General features: G+C 51.4%; 14 protein-coding genes. 9 read left to right on the plus strand and 5 right to left on the minus strand.

Annotated features, from left to right (window positions below):
* Positions 1-5 precede the first annotated feature (5 nt).
* The 3 genes from udk to OCL06_RS03700 form a co-directional block, all read right to left on the minus strand.
* Positions 6-629: a uridine kinase gene (udk, locus tag OCL06_RS03690; protein ID WP_262992402.1), complete on the minus strand. Its 624-nt coding sequence runs from the start codon at positions 627-629 to the stop codon at positions 6-8.
* A gap of 123 nt (positions 630-752) precedes the next feature.
* Complete coding sequence (locus OCL06_RS03695) at positions 753-1709, minus strand: hypothetical protein (protein WP_262992403.1); 957 nt, start codon at positions 1707-1709, stop codon at positions 753-755.
* Positions 1696-2484: a PhnD/SsuA/transferrin family substrate-binding protein gene (locus tag OCL06_RS03700; protein WP_262992404.1), complete on the minus strand. Its 789-nt coding sequence runs from the start codon at positions 2482-2484 to the stop codon at positions 1696-1698. Before OCL06_RS03700 ends, OCL06_RS03695 begins: the two co-directional genes overlap by 14 nt.
* 503 nt (positions 2485-2987) lie before the next feature.
* On the opposite strand from OCL06_RS03700, the gene OCL06_RS03705 reads away from it, so the two are divergent.
* The 3 genes from OCL06_RS03705 (at position 2988) to OCL06_RS03715 (ending at position 10291) form a co-directional block, all read left to right on the plus strand.
* Complete coding sequence (locus OCL06_RS03705; protein ID WP_262992405.1) at positions 2988-6110, plus strand: TonB-dependent receptor; 3123 nt, start codon at positions 2988-2990, stop codon at positions 6108-6110.
* A gap of 302 nt (positions 6111-6412) precedes the next feature.
* Complete coding sequence (locus tag OCL06_RS03710) at positions 6413-9421, plus strand: TonB-dependent receptor (protein ID WP_262992406.1); 3009 nt, start codon at positions 6413-6415, stop codon at positions 9419-9421.
* Positions 9422-9604: 183 nt separating this feature from the next.
* Entirely contained in the window at positions 9605-10291 is a 687-nt protein-coding gene (locus OCL06_RS03715; RefSeq protein ID WP_262992407.1) for a type 1 glutamine amidotransferase domain-containing protein, read from the plus strand.
* 51 nt (positions 10292-10342) lie between these two features.
* Here OCL06_RS03715 and argR read toward each other — a convergent pair whose 3' ends face one another.
* Positions 10343-10807: a transcriptional regulator ArgR gene (gene argR, locus OCL06_RS03720; protein WP_262992408.1), complete on the minus strand. Its 465-nt coding sequence runs from the start codon at positions 10805-10807 to the stop codon at positions 10343-10345.
* Between the two features lie 221 nt (positions 10808-11028).
* On the opposite strand from argR, the gene mdh reads away from it, so the two are divergent.
* Positions 11029-11967, plus strand: coding sequence for a malate dehydrogenase (gene mdh / locus OCL06_RS03725; RefSeq protein ID WP_262992409.1), 939 nt, complete (start codon positions 11029-11031; stop codon positions 11965-11967).
* 137 nt (positions 11968-12104) lie between these two features.
* The gene (locus OCL06_RS03730) at positions 12105-13118 is read left to right on the plus strand and encodes an alpha/beta hydrolase family protein (RefSeq protein ID WP_262992410.1); all 1014 of its coding nucleotides are present in this window, start codon (positions 12105-12107) and stop codon (positions 13116-13118) included.
* A gap of 60 nt (positions 13119-13178) precedes the next feature.
* Here the strand turns inward: OCL06_RS03730 and ppc are convergent, their stop codons facing one another.
* A complete protein-coding gene (ppc, locus tag OCL06_RS03735; RefSeq protein ID WP_262992411.1) occupies positions 13179-15803 on the minus strand; it encodes a phosphoenolpyruvate carboxylase in 2625 nt (874 codons plus the stop codon).
* Positions 15804-16035: 232 nt separating this feature from the next.
* Here ppc and bamJ point away from each other — a divergent pair, with 232 nt between their 5' ends.
* From bamJ to OCL06_RS03755, 4 genes are all read left to right on the plus strand, one after another.
* Positions 16036-16656: a BamJ family beta-barrel-assembly machinery protein gene (bamJ, locus tag OCL06_RS03740; protein ID WP_308445990.1), complete on the plus strand. Its 621-nt coding sequence runs from the start codon at positions 16036-16038 to the stop codon at positions 16654-16656.
* 218 nt (positions 16657-16874) lie between these two features.
* Positions 16875-17399: a TRAP transporter small permease subunit gene (locus OCL06_RS03745; protein WP_262992412.1), complete on the plus strand. Its 525-nt coding sequence runs from the start codon at positions 16875-16877 to the stop codon at positions 17397-17399.
* A gap of 3 nt (positions 17400-17402) precedes the next feature.
* The gene (locus tag OCL06_RS03750) at positions 17403-18770 is read left to right on the plus strand and encodes a TRAP transporter large permease (protein WP_262992413.1); all 1368 of its coding nucleotides are present in this window, start codon (positions 17403-17405) and stop codon (positions 18768-18770) included.
* Positions 18771-18782: 12 nt separating this feature from the next.
* Positions 18783-19880, plus strand: a complete 1098-nt coding sequence (locus OCL06_RS03755; protein ID WP_262992414.1) for a TRAP transporter substrate-binding protein — start codon at positions 18783-18785, stop codon at positions 19878-19880.
* Positions 19881-19936 lie beyond the last annotated feature (56 nt).

Raw genomic sequence — 19936 nt, forward strand, 5'->3', positions numbered from 1 at the left:
ATCCCTTACAATAAGGCCTGCTGGATGTGCGATTTTATAACGTCCAGAGCGATTTGGTTTTTGCCGCCCTGAGTTACTACAACATCAGCAGTAAACCGGCTTGGCTCTATGAATTGGTGGTACATAGGTTTGACTGTTTGTTCGTATTGTTTTGCCACCGATTCAATGGTTCTGCCACGCTCTTTGACATCGCGCATCATGCGGCGCATCAGGCAGATGTCGAGAGGCGTGTCGATGAATATCTTAACGTCATACAAAGGTGTCAGCTCTGGCCTTGCCAGCAACATGATCCCTTCCAGAATAATCACCGGCGCCGGGTTCAGGCGTTCAGTGTCAGGCAGACGGGTATGCGTTTTGAAACAATAATGGGGATAATCAATGGGCTCACCCTGACGCAAGGCCTGCAAGTGGGCCTTGAGCAGTTCATGCTCAAATGCATTGGGGTGGTCATAATTGTTTTTCTCACGCGCTTCCATCGGCAGATGGTCTTGCGCACGATAGTAGTGATCTTCTCGTAAGATCTGGACCGGACGCCCCTGAGCAGAGAAACCGTTGTACAAATTTTCAGTAAATAACGACTTCCCCGAGCCGGACGCTCCGGAAATGGCAATAATTAACGGCGATTGCATAATACATAATAGCTATTTTTCTTGGTGCAAAGATACGCGTTTGGTCCTCACGAATCAATGTAAAGTTCGTGATTCCTTGCCAATGGTGTGATGGTTGCTTGTGGACAGGTGTTGCGAATTTGTTCAGTTGCCGATAATTTCCACATCCTCATCGGTCAGGGTGGTCAGTGCGAAAGAGTGCTGTTTAGAGCGTGAGCCCTCGCCCTGCGCCCGTGGCGGATAATAGCGGGTTTTGTCGCTGGCAAACTCACTGAATACTTCATCCAGGGCCGCGCGTACCTCACTCAGGGTTTTATCCAGGTTGGCGTTAAAGTCGGGGCGTTTGCGCTTAGTGTGACCTAACTCAATCAGGCGGCTGAATATGCGGTTGGCACCGGCCACCAGTTCATCGGGAATATCTTTGTGATGCTGGAGTGGTTGCTCCGGATGCTCGATGCAGTATCTGACCAGCGCGGTATAGAAACATAACGGCTTATTTTGCAGCACCACGGCAGTGTCGGTCACATTGTTGCCCAGCGACTTGGTTAACAGATTAATAACCAGCTTGGGTTGCGGTGGCGCAATGTCCGGGCTGTCTGTCTGATCGCGCTTTTTCTGTCGCAGCCACACCCGGGTGTAAATGGGCAGGGCAAGCAGCGCAGCCAACAGGGCCAGCGGGCTGAATTCCATAACTGAAAGCCGGGAGGTGGTAGCCACCTGCATGGCAATCTGCTGTTCCGCAGTATTGAGTGACAGGGTGGACCGGCGGGTAAACTGTGTGGGAATTTCACCGTTAAAGTTGACCGACTGAATACTGACGACCATCAGCGGATAATCATTATTGTAGAGCGCAGAATTCAGGCGCGACAGATACCGCTGCACCGCTGACTGGTTAATCGGCATGTTCAGCAGTTCATTGCCTACATCCAGATACGCAGAATCCAGACTCACCCGGTCGGTAAGGTGATCAATGGCGAGGTGCTCAGTGGCGGCATGACCGGCAAGCTGGGCACCTATGGCGACGAGCTGGAAGACGACTACCAGGCCAGCCAGCAGGAGGGTGAACCGGTAGCGACGCCGAAGATTGTTAGTTACCGTCATGACTATCCTCACATGGCTGTATCAGCTCAACGCTCTGATAATACGCGCGGCTGTGGCTGGCAGATAATGCCTTGATAACCTGTTGCGCGGCGCAGCGCAGATCGGTGTTACGGGTTTGCATTTTCAAGTACCACCGCATACCTGAGACACCTTCATGCAGCGCGGTTATATAGTTTTTCGAGAGCAGCGTTTCATCGCCCTTGCCCCAATAAGACGCAATAATGTCTACGTCGCCGGCAAGCAAAGCGCGGCGTAAGTCTTTGTGGGAGTTAAAGTGCAGCAGCGAAATGTTGTCGTCGTTGATACCCAGCGACTTGAGGACGGTTTTAGGCACAATATGACCGGACCGGCTACTGGGGTAATCGAGAATGCCAATACGCTTACCCAGCAGATATTCTTTTGAGAGTTCCGGCTTTTCTTTCAGCGCGATGAAGTAGGCGCTGTAATCGGGGTGTGAAGCAATGGTCTCGTAGCCATAGATTTGGTCGGCGCCAAATGCCTCTACCACATTGCTTTTTACCAGCGCTAAGTCAACCACGCCGTGATTAATGTACCGGAAAGTGTCGTAATCGCTCTGACCCAGCACCACATTGACATTGCCAAACTGGCGCTGGATAACCTTGTTCTTACAGAAGCTGTCGATAGCTTTGACGGCCACTGTTTTGTCAGTGACGTAAATATCAAAGCTGTCCTGATTGACTGAAAACGCCTTTTCACAGTGGAAACTTTGGCCTGTTTGCGGAGATATTTCCGGCAATGAGGAAAAACTTGTCACAAAATTCACCCACCCGCTGCCAAGTAGCAGGAGTACGAGCAAAATATACTGGATAGGTTTGGGAATGCGCACCGCGGACAAATTACTGCTCAAAACGTTGCCTTATTTAATAAGGTGATTTCACCAGTTAAGTTTATTTAATGCAACCAGTAAGTTTACTTTAACATGTTTAGTGCTTGTTTTTATTCAGCATTTTATAAATAAATTTGAATGGCAACAAACGCTGTTTATTAATGCGAAATGACTAAAGAATAGACCGCATTACAGGATGGGTTGTCGATATAATACTAATAAATAAGTTTTGTTGACCGGATGGTCAGGTTTGGCGCTGAAGTTGGTGTGTAAACAGTATGTTAACACGCATTTTTGCACCAGGCTGTCATCATAATGCAACACAACGCGACAACAATCCTGATGCCGAAAACGAAAGCAGCATGCACTTATATATGGGCCGTAAGAGCCACAATACAAGTGCAATTCCGCCTAAAATAAGGGAAACACACATGATTAGTAAAACTCAGTTCACTCGCGTTGCGATGGCTGTTGCTCTGTCAGTTGGTGTCGCTACCACTGCCGTGGCTAACACAGGTCAGTCGTCAGCTATGCGTGGTACGATTGTCGGGCCGCAGGGTAATCCTGCTGCAGGTAGTGCAATTACCATTCTTCACCAGCCTTCTGGCACAGTGAAAGAAGCCACTGTAAACGCAGAAGGTTTGTTCTCTGCGCGTGGTCTGCGTGTTGGTGGTCCCTACACCATCATTGTTGAGTCAGACAAATTTCAGAGCCGGGTTATCGAAGGTGTTTATCTTGACCTGAACGATACCTTCCAACTGAATGCACAGCTTGAGTCTGTGTCTGACGTTGAGCGTATCGTGGTAACCGGTACCCGTGACTTCTTCTCTAACAGTGGTTCTGACTCGGTATTTGGTGAAGAGTTCATCAACAATGTGGCCACGTTCAACCGTGACCTGAAAGATGTGGTACGTAATAACCCACTGGCAGCGGTAAGCCCTGACGGTGACGAACTGAGTGTTGCCGGCACCAACCCGAAATACAATGCCGTGACCATCGATGGCGTGGGCATTAACGATACTTTTGGTCTGCAAAGCAATGGTTACCCCACTTCACGTCCGCCTATTTCACTGGACGCTGTTGAGCAGGTATCGATTGAATACGCACCATTTAATACCCGTGCCGGTAAGTTTGGCGGCGGTAACATCAACGTGGTTACCAAGTCTGGTACCAATGAAGTATCAGGTTCCGTGTTCTTTGAAACGGTTCCTACCACTGGTGATGCGATCGATAACCGCGACCCAGACGGCGATGTTGAGTTCCCTACCACTAACGAAGAAGAGTCTTACGGCTTTACGTTAGGTGCGCCGTTAATTGAAGACAAACTGTTCTTCTTCGGCTCTTATGAGAAGTGGGAAGAAGATGTTGTTCTGGATTTTGACCCATCAACGTATTCAGCTGAAGCATTAGCTGACGCCAATTCTGTAGTCAATATTCTGCAAAGCAAGTATGGCATTACTGACTCAATCGGTGGTGCTCCTGCTCCTAACGAAGATGAAAAAGTACTCATCAAACTGGACTGGAACATTAACAGTGATCATCGTGCAGATATAACCTACAGCAAGCAGGAAAGTGCACAGGCGCGTAACTTTAATGACTCGCCTCGGGATATCCTGCTGACCTCTAACGGTTGGACTTCAGAACAAACCAACGAATTTATCACTGCGCACATTTACTCTGACTGGACAGCAGACTTCTTCACTGAAATCAGCATGTCATATAAAGAGTTCGAGCAAGCGTCGGTTACCAAGAATTCACTGGGCGAAATTAATGTTCGTGGCGAAGCGGTTGATGTTGTAGCGGGACAAGATCAGTTCCGTCACGCCAACGTACTGGCCAACGAAGTATTTAACCTCGGCTTCCACGCGACTTACCTTGCCGGTGACGTTGAATACAAGTTTGGTGCTGAGATGGAAGATACCACCAACTACAACCTGTTTGCCGAAGGTTCAGATGGTGTGTGGGAATTCGACAGCATTGAAGATTTCGAAGCTGGTGAAATCGCTGAGTTTTACTACAGCAACGCATTCACGAACAATGAACAGGATGTGGCTTACGACGTAGACAGCACCACTTACGCGCTGTACGGCGATGCCACCTTTGACCTGACTGATGACATTATTGTTACTGCCGGTCTGCGGTATGAGTACCTGTCAGTTGATCAGGCGCCTATGCTGAACCAGAACTTCCTGGACACTTACAACTTTGAAAATACTGAAAACCTGGATGGGTTTGATATCTTCCTGCCACGTGCCAGCTTCAACTGGACTGTCAGTGATGCGGTAACAGTACGCGGTGGGCTTGGACGCTATACCGGTGGTACGCCACTGGTGTGGATTTCCAATGCTTACACTAACGATGGTGTGACTCTTGATTCAGTAACATTGGATTCGTTGGACCCGTCACAGGTTGACTTTACGTCTGTACCTCAGGCGGCCCGCGATGCGTTGTCACAGGGTTCCGGCAGCACTAACCAAATCGACCCTGATTTCAAACTGCCTTCAGACTGGCGTTATCAGTTAGCCGCTGACGTGGTCTTTGATGTTCCTCACCTGGGTGAAGACTTCGCGTGGACCACAGAGCTGACCTACGTTGACCGTGAAGACAGCGTATACTGGGTAGACTTGTCTCGGGTTGATAATGGCAATCGCACCGCAGATGGTCAGCGCATTATCTGGGACAATGTTTACGACGGTACCGAATTTGAAGACAATTTCGATATTCAGCTGACTAATTCTGATGACGGTGGCCGCAGCATTCTGTTGACCACAGCACTGAATAAAGCCTGGGATAACGGCTTCTCCTTTAATGCCTCGTACACCAACCAGGACATTACCGAAGCTAACCCTGGCACCAGTTCACGTGCGGTTTCTAACTACCAGTATGAAGTAACACTGAACCGTAACAACCCACTGGTGGGCACAGCATACTACGAAGTTGAGCATCGTTTTGTACTGAACTTAGGCTACAAAACTGAGTTCTTCGAAGGTTACGAAACCAACTTTAACCTGTTCTTCGAGCGCCGCTCTGGCCGTCCATTCTCATGGACCCTGGGTGCGTTCCGTGACGGCGACCTGGGTGACCAGCCGGCACTGGATGATTCGGATATCTACATTCCTTACATCCCGACTGGTGCGGACGATCCAAACATGGACTTCGCCGCGGGCCTGAGCTACGAAGAAATTATGGCCATCGCCGAAGAAGCTGGGGTTGCTGGCGCTGCCGGTGGCTATGTTGAGAAATACTCAGCGACGCAGCCATGGTTTGCGACTGCTGACCTGTACATTTCTCAGGAAGTACCGGGTTTTGTGGAAGGTCATAAAGGTAAGGTTTACCTGACTGTGTCTAACTTTGCGAACATGCTGAATGATGACTGGGGCAAAGTGTACCGCATGCGCTTCCCGCAACAGATCCTGTTCGACTATGACGTAAATGAACAAGGCCAGTATATCTACAGCGAGCGCTTCGGTGGAACCGAGACTGCTAACTTCGATACCTTCGATGTTTCAGAGTCTACCTGGCGACTGAAAGTTGGCGTTAAATACACATTCTAATAACGATAAATAACGTCAAACACCTCAAGCCGGTTACCTCAGGGTAACCGGCTTTTTTAATTATTTTATTTATCGTCCTCGCCGGATGTCATTTGCCTGTCAGGCCGTTCCCTGCCGCTGTCATGGCACAGAAATAAATGTCTGCTACCCTCCTCATTGTTGGTTAAATTTCATTCGCTATGTAACTCGTGTCACAAAAGTGTCATATTAACCAGCGAGAATCGAGCCGCTGTTACCTGTGGGCCGCTTATGTTGCTTTCACATGGTTCAAAAAAATAGAGTTAAAACAAGGGAAACACATCATGCACACATCATCCAAACTGAGCCGCATTGCGGTCGCAGTTGCGCTGTCTGTCGGGTTGTCTACAGCCGCTGTGGCTCAACAGACATCATCCGGTATTCGCGGAAACATCACTGGGCCTCAGGGCAATGCTGATGCTGGCGCCACAATAACAATTTTGCATATTCCATCGGGAACAGTGCGTGAGGCCGTGGTTGGCGAGAGTGGTCAATTCTCGTTAAAAGGCTTACGGGTAGGTGGTCCTTATCAGATTATCGTGGACTCCGACCGCTTCGAAGATACTGTGGTAGAAGATGTGTATCTAACTCTGGGTGAAGACTACAACCTGAGCATGGCACTGGAAGCCGAGCGCGATATCGAAAACATCGTGGTGACCGGGTCCGCTATCAGTGCCACTGCGTTTAACGAACGTGGTCCTTCTGCTACCTTTGGTTTAGAAGAGCTTGAGCAAGCACCGTCTATCAACCGCAATATCACCGATATCGTGCGTATCGACCCGCGAATTTATGTAGATGAGTCTCGTGGCGATGAAAACTCAATTCGCTGTGCCGGTAAAAGCCCCCGCTTTAACAGCTTTACCCTGGACGGTGTGCGAGTGAACGACTCTTTCGGTCTGAACCAGAACGGTTATCCCACCGAGCGTATGCCTTTCCCTTACGACGCTATTGAGCAGGTTGCCGTTGAGCTGGCACCCTTTGATGTGATGTACGGAGGCTTTACTGCCTGTAACATCAACGCAGTGACCAAGTCAGGTACCAACGAAATTCACGGCAACGTGTTTGCTGATTACACCAGCGACAGCTTCCGCGGTGACTCAATAGAAGGCGACAAAGTTGACGTCGGTAATTACTCCGAGCGTCGCTACGGCTTTACCGTAGGTGGCCCGCTGATTGAAGACAAACTGTTCTTCTTTGCAGCGTATGAAAAACTGGAAGGGGCAAACCTGTTCTTCCGCGGACCAACAGGTTCGGGTGCGGCAGATCAGGTGGATATTACCCAGGCTGAGCTTGATGAAATTGCCAGCATCGCGCGGGATGTCTATCAGTACGATCCGGGTCCAATTCCTTCAAGCTTCGATAATGAAGATGAAAAAGTGTTGCTGAAACTGGACTGGAACATCAATACCCAGCACCGCATGTCGTTAACGTACAACTATAACGATGGCAACAACTTCACCGAGTCCGACGGTGACAACGATGAGTTTGAATTTGCTAACCACCTGTACGAGCGCGGCGCTGAGCTGGAATCGTGGGTAGGTGTATTGTATTCAGACTGGACCGATCAATTCACCACTGAAGTCCGGGTAGGCTACCTTGACCTGCAAAACCGCCAGAACTCAGTAGGCGGTACTGACTTCGGTGAAATTCGTGTTGAAACCGATGACGTTGATGTTTATCTGGGTGGCGATGACAGCCGTCAGTCAAACGTTCTGGGCTACGACCTGCTGAACCTGTCATTCCGCGGTTTCTACTACTTCGATAATGGCCATGAGCTGACGTTCGGATTAGAGCGTGAGTCGCTGGATATTTTCAATCTGTTTGTTCAGCACACCGAAACTGAAATTCGTTTCGACGGCATTGAAAACTTCCGTAACGGGTTTGCCGATGCGATTTATTACAACAATGCGCCCTCACATAACCCGGAAGATGCCGCGGCTGACTGGGGCTACGCGTTAAATACTGCCTATGTTCAGGATGAGTTCTACTACGGTGATTTCACTTTCATGCTGGGCATGCGTTATGACTGGTATACGTCCAGCGACCGACCTGAAGAAAACACAGACTTTGTGGCTGACTATGGTTTCTCCAACACGGAAACTCTGGATGGAGAAGGTCTTTGGCAACCACGTATTGGCGTAACCTATGAGTGGACCGAAGACACCACATTGCGTGGTGGTTTAGGCCTGTACTCGGGTGGTAACCCCAATGTATGGATCTCAAACAGCTTCTCAGCAAATAACGTGCTGCAATTCGGGCAACGTGGCCGTTCGTTCGGTTATACCGATGGTTCACGCTCACTGTTTGATGACGACGTAGTGTATGCGGGTCTGGAAGACGGTGTACCAAATGGCCCAGGCTACGGTATTCCGCAAGAGCTGTATGATGCTGTGTCAGGTGGCGTAGGTGACAACTTCGAAATTAACTATCTTGAGCCGGGCTTCAAGGTGCCCTCGGAGTGGAAACTGTCTCTGGGTGTTACTCATATATTCCCACAGCAATATGTGGTTACTGCAGACTTGTTAGTGAGCCGTCGCCAGGATCAGGCCATCATTTTACGTGGTGACCTGGAGCAGGTGGGTACTACCGAGGACGGTTATCCTCAGTATGACAGTGTCCGCGAACCCAGCTTCAAGCTGGCTAACTCCGAAACCGACAGTACCTCGTTGACTGCATCAATTGGCGTAGCCAAGCAATACGACAACGGCATCGACTTCACGGCCGGTTACTCGTACAACGACGCTGAAGATGTGCAGCCTATGACCAGTGCGGTGGCGTTCTCGAACTACACCAACCGCGCGTTCTTCGACCCGCAGGAGCAGGTGTCTTCTACGTCGAACTACAACATTCGTCATCGTTTCACCGCGACACTGAACTACGAGACGCTGTGGTTTGACGATTACGCCACACGCTTCTCGCTGTTTGGTTCACTGAACGAAGGCCAGCCGTACAGCTTTGCGTATAACGGTACGGTTGACCCTTATGGCTTCACGCCGTTCCTGGACTTCGCGGAAAACGTCCTGGAGCCAGGTGCTGAGCGTAACAGTGAGTACGGTTCATGGTGGGGCAAGCTGGATCTGCGGGTTACCCAGCAGCTGCCAGGCTTCTCTGAAGGTCACAGTGCACAGGCATTCTTCGTGGTTGATAACCTGACGAACCTGCTAAACGATGACTGGGGTATTCTGGAACAGGTTGATTTCCCTAACCTGGTTGGGCCGGGTGACCGTGCAGAATCCCGTGTTGGTGATGCGTCACTGTACGAAATTCGTGTAGGCGTTGAATACCGCTTCTAATTCGCACAGCGAAACATATAGAAAGCCGGCCACTCTGTGACCGGCTTTTTTTATGCCTGACGTACCCAGAGCCCCGAAGAGTGAGCAAGGACCCACTATTACTGATTTCTTTTATAAAATTAATAATCTGCTTTGGCGCAATACCAGTACCCATCTTAGATGACACTTTTGAAAGGAGGGTACATGAGCAAGCGAATTTTAATGGTAATGACGTCACACGAAGTGCTGGGTGATACGGGCAACAAAACCGGCGCGTGGCTGGAGGAGTTTGCTGCACCGTACTATGCCTTTGTCGACGCCGGGTACACGGTAACGCTGGCGTCTACGATGGGCGGACAGGTGCCTCTTGATCCAAATAGCCTGGGTGATGACGCGATGACCGATGCTACCCGTCGTTATGCCGATGACGAGCAGGCAAGGTCCGCGTTAGCTTCCACGATCCCGTTGGAAGACGTGATCGCGGATGAGTTCGATGCCGTGTTTTATCCCGGCGGGCACGGCCCGTTGTGGGATCTGTCTGACAATGCCCACTCCATTGCACTGATTGAAGCGATGGCGAAAGCCGATAAGCCGATTGGGGCAGTATGTCACGCGCCCATTGTACTGAAAGAGGTGAAAGGGCCTGACGGTAACGCATTCATCAAAGATAAGGACGTGACCGGGTTTACCAATGCGGAAGAAGAGGCGATGGAGCTGACTCAGGTGGTGCCTTATCTGGTTGAAGACGAGCTGGTAAAACAGGGCGGTAAGTTTTCAAAGGCAGACAATTTCGAACCCCATGTGTGCGAAAGTGATCTGTTGGTGACCGGACAGAACCCGGCCTCCTCAAAGCCTGCGGCCGAGGCGCTTATTGCACGGCTGGGTAAATAAGCCTTATATTGTGAGTAGAAAGGGGAGCGTTTTGCTCCCCTTTTTTTATTGCTAGACGTTGTCGAACAGGTCTTCCACCCGTTGTCGTAAGTCTTCAATTTTTTCCACATCGGCAGGGGCTATAAAAATGGTATCGTCCCCGGCAATGGTCCCCAGCACGCCGTCTTTTTTGCTCAGCGAGTCGAGCAGCCGGGCAATCAGTTGTGCCGCGCCGGGACTGGTGCGGATAATCACCATCACGTTGTTATGCACAATATCCAGCACTAATTGTTTTAACGGGCTTTTGGCGGTAGGCATGCCCAGCTCAGGCGGCAGGCAGTACACCATGTCACCACGGGCGTTGCGGGTGCGCACGGCGCCAAATTTACTCAGCATGCGCGAAATTTTAGACTGGCTGATATTGTCGAAACCCTGTTCTTTAAGTGCTTCAACAATTTCGCCCTGCGAGCCATAGCTTTCAGCTTTCAGTATCTCTTTGAAAGCCTTAATTAATTGTTCTTGTTTTTGATTTGCCATAGTGCCCTGTAAACAATTCGAGGGTGAAGAAAGGGGATATATTGTGCCGGAGAGGTGAACTTTGTGCAATTTAATTGCATAATCATTCACGATTTTGAATATTGCTCAAAAAGTTGTGCCCATTGCCAGCCAATGGGCTATAAGGTGATTGAGTTTTCCCCTTCGTTGCATTAGTGTGACGTTCCCTTTTTTATACGTGAGTATTCCATAGGAGAAATGGTATGAAAGTAGCCGTGTTAGGTGCTGCCGGTGGTATTGGTCAAGCGCTGTCTTTGTTGTTAAAAACACAACTGCCAGCAGGTTCTGAATTAGCGCTGTATGATGTTGCGCCAGTTGTACCTGGTGTTGCTGTTGATTTGAGCCATATCCCCACTGCGGTAAAAGTAACCGGTCACGGTAAAGAAGACCTGGCAGATGCGCTTACCGGATCTGATGTTGTGCTGATCCCTGCCGGCGTACCCCGTAAGCCTGGTATGGACCGCTCCGACCTGTTTAATATCAATGCTGGCATTGTGCAAAACCTGGTTGAAGGTGTTGCTGAGCATTGTCCGTCTGCGTGCCTGGGTATTATCACTAACCCGGTCAATACCACAGTGGCGATTGCAGCAGAAACCCTGAAAGCGAAGGGTTGCTACGACAAGAACAAATTGTTCGGTGTCACTACGCTGGACGTGATCCGTGCAGAAACCTTCGTAGCCGAACTGAAAGACGTAGACCCAGCGGTTACTCACGTACCGGTAATTGGTGGCCACTCGGGTACCACTATTCTGCCGTTGCTGTCTCAGGTAGAGGGCGTATCCTTCTCTGATGACGAAGTTGCCAGCCTGACAAAACGTATCCAGAATGCCGGTACCGAAGTGGTAGAAGCGAAAGCCGGTGGTGGTTCAGCCACACTGTCTATGGGTCAGGCCGCTGCCCGTTTCTGTCTGTCGCTGGTAGCGGCAATGCAGGGCGAGAACGTAGTTGAGTATGCCTACGTACAAACTGATGACAGCGATGACGCAGCATTCTTTGCACACCCGGTACGCCTGGGCGCGAATGGGGTAGAAGAAATCCTGCCGTACGGTGAACTGAGCGACTTTGAGCAGAAAGCCAAAGAAGACATGCTGGAAGGTCTGCGTGGCGACATCAAAATGGGCGTTGACTTCGTTAACGGCTAATCCCTGCTGACACTTTCGCATTCAGCTATACAGAGCGCCTTTCCTTAACGGGGAAGGCGCTTTTTTTTGTTATTGCGTGTGTGGCGCGGAAGAGCTGGTGTATGCTAAAGCATCATGATTAAGAGAAGGAATCACCCATGAAACAAGGATTGTTAACAGCTGTACTGCTGGTACTCATAAATTTTCCGGTTATTGCTGACAGCGAAACTTACGAACCGCCCCCTGCGGCATTTCGCTCGCCAGAACTTACCTACACCGGGGCCGCCATCCCATTTTCCAGTTATGCCGAATGGCTGACGGCAGTCAAACAACAGTCCAAACCTTTACTTCGCGCCGAACGATGGCAGCGCAGCATTGATCCCCGTGACTTTGATCGCCTGAAGGCAGCCACCGATGCACACTGGTTAACCTATCAGTCAGATGGCCTGACTATTGCCGGGGTAATTGCCTATCCCACAGCCCCCGTATCAGAGAAGCTTCCGGTAGTTATTTATAACCGTGGGGGCAATAGTCGTCACAACGTCACACGCACACGCCTTTACAATATGCTGCTTCCAATTGCGGAACAGGGGTATATTGTACTGGCCAGTAATTACCGTGGTTCAAAGTACAGCGAAGGCACCGATGAATTCGGCGGTAACGATGTGAATGACGTGCTGCGGCTGATTGATATTGCCAAAACTTTGCCCGGGGCCGACGGTAGTAAGATAGCGCTGATGGGGGTTAGCAGGGGGAGCATGATGAACTGGCTGACATTGCGTAAGCGCCCTGAGAACATTTCTGCCGCGATAATGATAGCAGGCAGCGTTAATGCCTTTAACAGCACTCAGCGCCGTCCTGAAATGAAAAAACTCATGGCCAGTATGATTCCGGGTTTTGCTGATAATCAAAAAGCAGAGCTTGAACGTCGATCTTCAATTTACTGGATGGACGAACTGGACCGCAACGTACCCATTTTATTGCTTCACGGTACTGACGACTTACGCGTCAGCTACGATAACGCCACACTGGCCGCAGAACGCCTCTCTGCGTTATCTCATCCGCATAAACTGGTCACATTTTCCCATGGCGATCACAGTCTTTCGTTTTACCGCACACAAATGCTGACCGAAGTGATCGCGTGGCTTGATCGCTATTTGCAGGACACATAAAACTGCACCAATAAAAAAGCCCGCGTGAAGCGGGCTTTGTATTGATAGATGAATGATTACTTAGCCGGTATTGCGCATACCGATGGCGATACCCGCAATGGTCACCATCATGGCACGTTCCAGCTCACTGTTCTTGGCATCTTCACCGGCTTCCCGGATACGTTCGAGCAACTCAATTTGCAGATAATGCAGGGGCTGCAGATACGCCGCGCGAACCTCCATTGACTCTTTGCCGGAGGGATCGTTTGCCATAATGCTGTCCTGACCGGTCAGCGCAAGCAGCGACTCGATGCTTTCTTCCAGTTCAGTGCGTAACGCCTTCCCAAAGTGTTTCAGTTCGTCCGGTACCAGCCGGGCATCGTATTCTGCGCTGATGCGGGGGTCGGCTTTATGAAACACCATATCCAGCATCGACAGCCGTGAACGATAGAAAGGCCATTCGGTGAACATTTCGTTGACGATTTTCTCGTCGCTTTCAGATTTCACTTTGTCGATAGCGCGCATCACGCCTAACCATGAGGGCAACACCAGTCGCGTTTGCGCCCAGGCGAATATCCATGGAATAGCGCGCAGGCTCTCGATCCCGCCCTGCGGTTTACGCTTAGAAGGACGGCTGCCCAACGGCAGTTTACCCAGCTCCTGTTCCGGAGTGGCTACCCGGAAGTAAGGGACAAAGTCTTTGTCCTGACGGACGGTGGCGCGGTAATTATCGCGGCCCAGCCCGGCCATCTTGGTGATAAGCTCACGCCACTCCTGCTTCGGTGCCGGGGGCGGGAACAGCATGGCTTCGATTATCGCGCTGGTATAAATACCCAGGCTGCGTTTTGCCAGTTGTGGCATCCCAAACTTATAGCGAATGGTTTCACCCTGCTCAGTTACCCGGAAGCCGCCATCCAGCGAGCCGGGAGGCTGTGAGTGAATAGCCGCATGGGCAGGCAGACCGCCCCGGCCAATAGTACCACCACGGCCGTGGAACAGCGTCAGGGTGCAGTCGAATTCCTCGGCCAGTGCAACCAGCGCTTCCTGCGACTCATACTGCGCCCAGCCTGCAGCCAGTGCGCCGGCATCTTTCGCTGAGTCAGAGTAACCAATCATGACGTACTGCTGGCCTTTCACATAGCCGCGATACCAGTCGATAGACAACAGCTTGCGCATCACGATCGGCGAATTATTCAGATCGTCTAGCGTTTCGAATAACGGCGCCACCGGCATTGGCCAGGTTACGCCGGCTTCCTGCAGCAGGAGCTGAACGGCCAGCACGTCAGACGCTTCGCTGGCCATAGAAATAATATAAATACCAAAGCCAGTCTGGCTGTGCTTGGCAATAACCCGACAGGTATCCAGTACTTCTTTCACATCATCAGACGCATTCCATTTCGCCGGGAATAAGGGCCGCTTCGAGCTAAGCTCACGCAGCAGGAAAGCCTGCTTGTCCTCTTCACTCCACTGCCCGTAGTCACCCAGACCCAGATAACGGGTCAACTCGCTGAGTACATCAGCGTGCCGTTCGGAGTCCTGACGAATATCCAGTTTTAACAGGTGAACGCCGAAGCAGCGCGCACGGCGAATGGTGTCCAGCAGAATACCGTCTGCCACCACTTTCATGCCGCAGTCGCACAATGAGCGATAACACAGCAGCAGCGGCTCCATCAGCTCTTCATTGCTGGTGATCCAGTCGGATTCATCCGGATTTTTACCGGCCAGGTAGTCTGAAATACCGTCGCGGGTAGCAATGAACCGGCGAACGAGCGGGCGTAGCAGGGCCCGATATGGTTCATTAGCATCATCACCCACAATCGCGCGTAATTCGTCATTACAGTCGAACATTGAGAGCTCGACCTGTAACTGGTCAAGATCCATGGCGAACAGCTTGGCGGCGCGCTTACGGGCCAGTAATAAGACCTGTTCGGTGACCTTGGACGTTACAAAAGGGTTACCGTCACGGTCGCCGCCCATCCAGGAACTCAGCTGCACAGGCGCTGCATCAAGAGGCAGGGCCACCTGGTAATCTTTCTGCAGACGATCATTAAGCTCGCGCAGGAAATCAGGCACGGCTTCCCACAGTGAGTTTTCAATCACTGAAAAGCCCCAGCGCGCTTCATCTACAGGGGTAGGGCGCTCAGAGCGGATTTCTTCGGTGTGCCAGGCCTGGGCAATCAGATCGGCAATGCGGGTTTCAATTTTTTCACGCTCGGCGTCGGTGATGCTGTCCTGATGCAGTTCTTTCAGACAGCGGGCCAGCTCCTTATGCTTATGGATAAGAGTGCGCCGGGTAACTTCGGTGGGATGCGCGGTAAGCACTAAATCGATATTCAGTTTGGCGACGGCTTTTTGCACGTCTTCGGCGGACAATTCGGCTTTGTCGAGATGTTCGAACAAGGCATCGATGGAGGCGTCCACATTCATGGCGCTGTTGTATTCCTGCTCGGCAATGTTGCCCAGGTTCAGAAACTGAGCAAAGGCCCGGCCTACCGTTAACAGGTCCGAATCTGACATGGTTTTGAAAATTTCTTTCAGATTTTCACTGCGTTTGTCATCGCCCTGATATGAAGCACGCCCGTCTTTACGGATGGTTTCAATCTTATCGAGCCACTCCTGCCCCAGTTGTGCCTGGATAGTTTCTCCCAGGGTTTTGCCCAGGTAACGAACCGTGTCTTTTAGTTCCGCATCATAGTGTGATTGCATTGTATCCTCCTGCTTGCGTGCTTTTCACCTTACTGTTTCCCGACGACGATGTCTAACGCCATAGGGTTATAAATTAAACCGTTTAGTTTAGTTCAGTTTGCTTCGAATTTTGTGTCAGGCAAGAAAATACGTGGTGTGATACACTCCCGTCCCGAAAAATACTGGCGCGTTATTCATTGTACTGATTGGATAAAACTTAACCAGTATATGTAATTTTATTTCAGGAGTTATTGTGACTGATACTTTCGATACAGTTGAAAAACAGGCCAGCTATGGCATTGGTTATCAGATGGGTGAGCAACTGCGCACCAACCCTTTCGACGGCATGGCAGTTGACGCTGTGGTAGCCGGATTGCGCGATGCCTTTGCTGGCGAAGCGCAGCAGGTAGACAACGACACCCTGCGTGAAGCCTTTGGTGAAATTCACCAGCGTCTGCAGGCAGCCAAAGCTGAAGCCAGCAAAGCTGTGATTGAAGAAGGTAATGCTTTTCTGAGCAAGAACGCTGAGCGCGAAGAAGTCAATGTGACTGAGTCCGGCCTTCAGTATGAAGTGCTGGCGGAAGGGGAAGGTAATTCACCTGAGGCTGACAGCACAGTACGCGTGCACTATCACGGTACCCTGCTGAACGACCAGGTTTTCGATAGCTCTTATGAGCGCGGTCAGCCGGCGGAATTCCCGGTAAACGGCGTGATCAAGGGCTGGACAGAAGCGCTGCAGATGATGAAAGAGGGTGCCAAGTGGCGCTTGTATGTGCCTAATGAGCTGGCCTACGGCGAGCAAGGTGCAGGCGCAGCCATCGCCCCTTACAGCACGTTGGTATTCGACGTTGAGTTGCTTGACGTACTGAGCTAACGGCGTGCCGGAGCAGCCTGCCATCCTGGCTGCTTCGGTTAATTTCTTCATCCGGCTTTCCTGAGCCTGCCTCACCCACGCCTGAACTCACCGGCTCCATTCTGCCTGTGACTGTTCCTACCACCCCTTTTATCCCCGGAAAACGTTGGCAAATCAGCCATTTCTTATTACTCTAGCGGTTCACGTAAACAACCTGTTAAACGGACTGATGAGTAGCCATGTCCAAGCCATCGCAAGGGGATGACGAGACACTTCCCTATACCCGTATTGATAAAATGAACGCTGCATTGTGCCGCTGGGTGAGTATTGCCACGCTTCTGATGGTCGTGGTCACTTTTCTGGTGGTGGTGCTGCGTTATGGCTTCCAGCTCGGCTGGATAGCGTTGCAGGAGTCGGTGATGTACCTGCATGCCCTGGTGTTTCTGGTAGGTATCGCCTACACCTTGCGTGCAGACGGGCATGTCCGCGTGGACGTGCTTTACCGCAAAATGGCTCCCGGTAAACAAGCGTTGGTTAATCTGCTTGGGACGGCTTTCTTTCTGATCCCGGTATGCGTACTGATCCTGGTCGTCAGCCTACCTTATGCTGCCGAGTCATGGCGGTTGCTTGAGTCGTCTCAGGAAGCAGGCGGACTGCCACTGGTGTTCCTGCTCAAATCGTTGGTGCCGTTATTTGCCGTCCAAACCTTGTTGCAGGGTGGCAGCGATCTCTGGCGCTACTGGTATTTATGGAGGCGGGGATAAGCTATGGAATGGATGGCAATTGCGCTGTTTGCCTGTGTCTGCCTGGCCTTGCTGTGTGGTTTTCCGGTGGCATTTACACTGGCCGGCACATCGTTAATTTTCGCCGGACTGGGTCTTTTAACAGGGACGTTTGACGTCAGCTATTTGGGCGCGTTACCTAACCGGCTCTACGGGATAACCACCAATTCCACCCTCATTGCAGTACCGTTGTTTATTTTTATGGGCATCGTACTGGAAAAATCCCGGGTCGCTGAAAACCTGCTGACCGCTATGGCGGCGCTGATGGGAAAGTACCGCTCAGGTATGGCGGTATCGGTAGTGCTGGTGGGCATGCTGCTTGCCGCCAGTACCGGCATTGTGGGGGCCACAGTGGTGACCATGGGGCTGCTGTCGTTACCGTCTATGCTCAAGCGTGGCTACTCCCCCGCTTTTGCGTCCGGCGCGATTTGCGCCACCGGCACCCTGGGACAAATTGTACCGCCTTCTATTGCCCTGGTCTTACTGGGGGACGTGTTATCCAGTGCCTATCAGCAAGCACAGTTGTCCATGGGCATATTTTCACCTGACACGGTGTCGGTAGGCGACCTGTTTGTAGGCGCGCTCATACCCGGGTTGTTGCTGGTGGCGTTGTATTTGCTGTATGTGATGTTCGCCAGCGCGCGCAGCCTGCCTGCCACGGATACCGACGAGTCTGAGCTACCCGCCATGCGAGGGTGGGCCATTTTCAATGCGCTGTTTCCGCCGTTGTTTCTTATTGTCATTGTGCTGGGTTCTATTTTGGCAGGCTACGCCACACCCACGGAAGCGGCCGGAGTGGGGGCCACCGGGGCATTGCTTCTGGCACTGCTGCAAAACCGCATGACCTGGTCGCGGTTAAAGGCGGTGATGCTCAATACCACCCAAGTCACCTCGATGGTGTTTTTGATATTAATTGGCGCATCGGTGTTTTCGCTGGTATTTCGCGGCTTTGGTGGCGAGCGGCTTATCCACGACTTTCTGACCAACCTGCCAGGGGGAGTCATCGGCGCCATGCTCGTGGTTATGCTGGTGGTATTTATTCTTGGTTTTATTCTGGATTTTATAGAGATTACTTTTGTGGTGGTGCCGCTGGTGGCGCCGGTACTGCTGGCTATGGGCATAGATCCCGTCTGGCTGGGAATTATGCTGGCGGTCAACCTGCAAACGTCATTTCTGACGCCCCCGTTTGGGTTTGCCCTGTTTTATCTGCGGGGTGTGGCGCCGCCAAGCGTGTTGACCAGTGATATTTATCGCGGCGTGGTGCCATTTATTGGCATACAGTTATTGCTGTTAATTGCGTTAGCCGTGTGGCCGGAACTGGCTACCTGTTTACCTGATACCTTGTACAACTAAGACGGATCCTTTATGAAAATATTCGGTATAGCCGCGTTATTCGCCGGTGCTTTGATTATGCTAACGGGCTGCTCAAAAGAGACGCCCGCAACGGGGGGCGAGTCGGGGCACGCAGCAACCCAGCAAACTTTTAAGTGGAAGCTGGTCACCTCCTGGCCAAAAAACTTTCCGGGCTTAGGCCGGGGGCCGGAGACCTTTGCCGAGTACGTGAACACCATGTCCGGCGGACGCCTGCAAGTGCAGGTGTTTGGAGCCGGCGAGCTGGTGCCGGGGTTCGAGGTATTCGATGCGGTAGCATCAGGGACTGCACAAATGGGACATGCCGGCGCCTACTACTGGAAAGGTAAAATGCCCGCGGCGCCGATATTTTCTGCCATCCCGTTTGGCATGAATGTGACCGAGATGAATGCCTGGCTACATTACGGTGGCGGGCTGGAGCTATGGCGTGAACTTTACGCGCCATTTGGCGTGATACCATTCGCAGGCGGTAACACTGGCGTCCAGATGGCGGGCTGGTTTAAGCAGGAGATAAACAGCCTGGAAGATTTAGCTGGCCTGAATATGCGCATCCCCGGTTTGGGCGGTGAAGTATTCAAAGAGGTGGGTGGCGTGCCTGTGACCATGACCGGGGGCGAAATCTTCGTCGCCCTGCAAACCGGCGCTATCGACGCTACTGAATGGGTAGGGCCATACAATGACCTGGCCTTTGGTTTATTCCGTGCGGCTGATAATTACTACCATTCTGGCTGGCATGAGCCGGGCACGGCGCTGGAGTTCATTGTAAATGAAGAGGCCTATAATGCCTTGCCCGCCGATCTCCAGAAAATTGTTGAAGTCGCCACCCGGGCGGTCAATCAGGACATGCTGGATGAATATACGGCGCGTAATAATCAGGCTATGCAAAAGCTTATTAACGAGCACGGTGTTAAAGTGAAGCCACTGCCTGATGATGTGCTGCGGGCGCTGAAAGACGCTACCCAAAAAGTGCTGGCAGAAAAGTCTGCCCAGGACCCCATGTTTAAGAAGGTGTACGACTCTTACCGGCAATTCTACGAAGGGGTGGCCGAATATCACAAATTGTCTGAGCAGGCTTACTACAATAATCGTTAGCCAGACAAGAACGGCGGGCTGGTGGTAGCTGCTCCGAGTTGTTATCGCTATAGTCA

It is taken from the genome of Alteromonas salexigens, from assembly GCF_025628895.1.
In the GTDB taxonomy this organism is placed as follows: Bacteria; Pseudomonadota; Gammaproteobacteria; order Enterobacterales; family Alteromonadaceae; genus Alteromonas; species Alteromonas salexigens.

Bases quoted from the DNA above. Each gene is read 5' to 3' on its own strand.
- udk (WP_262992402.1), bottom strand. From the start codon at position 629: ATGCAATCGCCGTTAATTATTGCCATTTCCGGAGCGTCCGGCTCGGGG.
- OCL06_RS03695 (WP_262992403.1), bottom strand. From the start codon at position 1,709: ATGACGGTAACTAACAATCTTCGGCGTCGCTACCGGTTCACCCTCCTG.
- OCL06_RS03705 (WP_262992405.1), top strand. From the start codon at position 2,988: ATGATTAGTAAAACTCAGTTCACTCGCGTTGCGATGGCTGTTGCTCTG.
- OCL06_RS03710 (WP_262992406.1), top strand. From the start codon at position 6,413: ATGCACACATCATCCAAACTGAGCCGCATTGCGGTCGCAGTTGCGCTG.
- OCL06_RS03715 (WP_262992407.1), top strand. From the start codon at position 9,605: ATGAGCAAGCGAATTTTAATGGTAATGACGTCACACGAAGTGCTGGGT.
- argR (WP_262992408.1), bottom strand. From the start codon at position 10,807: ATGGCAAATCAAAAACAAGAACAATTAATTAAGGCTTTCAAAGAGATA.
- mdh (WP_262992409.1), top strand. From the start codon at position 11,029: ATGAAAGTAGCCGTGTTAGGTGCTGCCGGTGGTATTGGTCAAGCGCTG.
- OCL06_RS03730 (WP_262992410.1), top strand. From the start codon at position 12,105: ATGAAACAAGGATTGTTAACAGCTGTACTGCTGGTACTCATAAATTTT.
- ppc (WP_262992411.1), bottom strand. From the start codon at position 15,803: ATGCAATCACACTATGATGCGGAACTAAAAGACACGGTTCGTTACCTG.
- OCL06_RS03745 (WP_262992412.1), top strand. From the start codon at position 16,875: ATGTCCAAGCCATCGCAAGGGGATGACGAGACACTTCCCTATACCCGT.
- OCL06_RS03750 (WP_262992413.1), top strand. From the start codon at position 17,403: ATGGAATGGATGGCAATTGCGCTGTTTGCCTGTGTCTGCCTGGCCTTG.
- OCL06_RS03755 (WP_262992414.1), top strand. From the start codon at position 18,783: ATGAAAATATTCGGTATAGCCGCGTTATTCGCCGGTGCTTTGATTATG.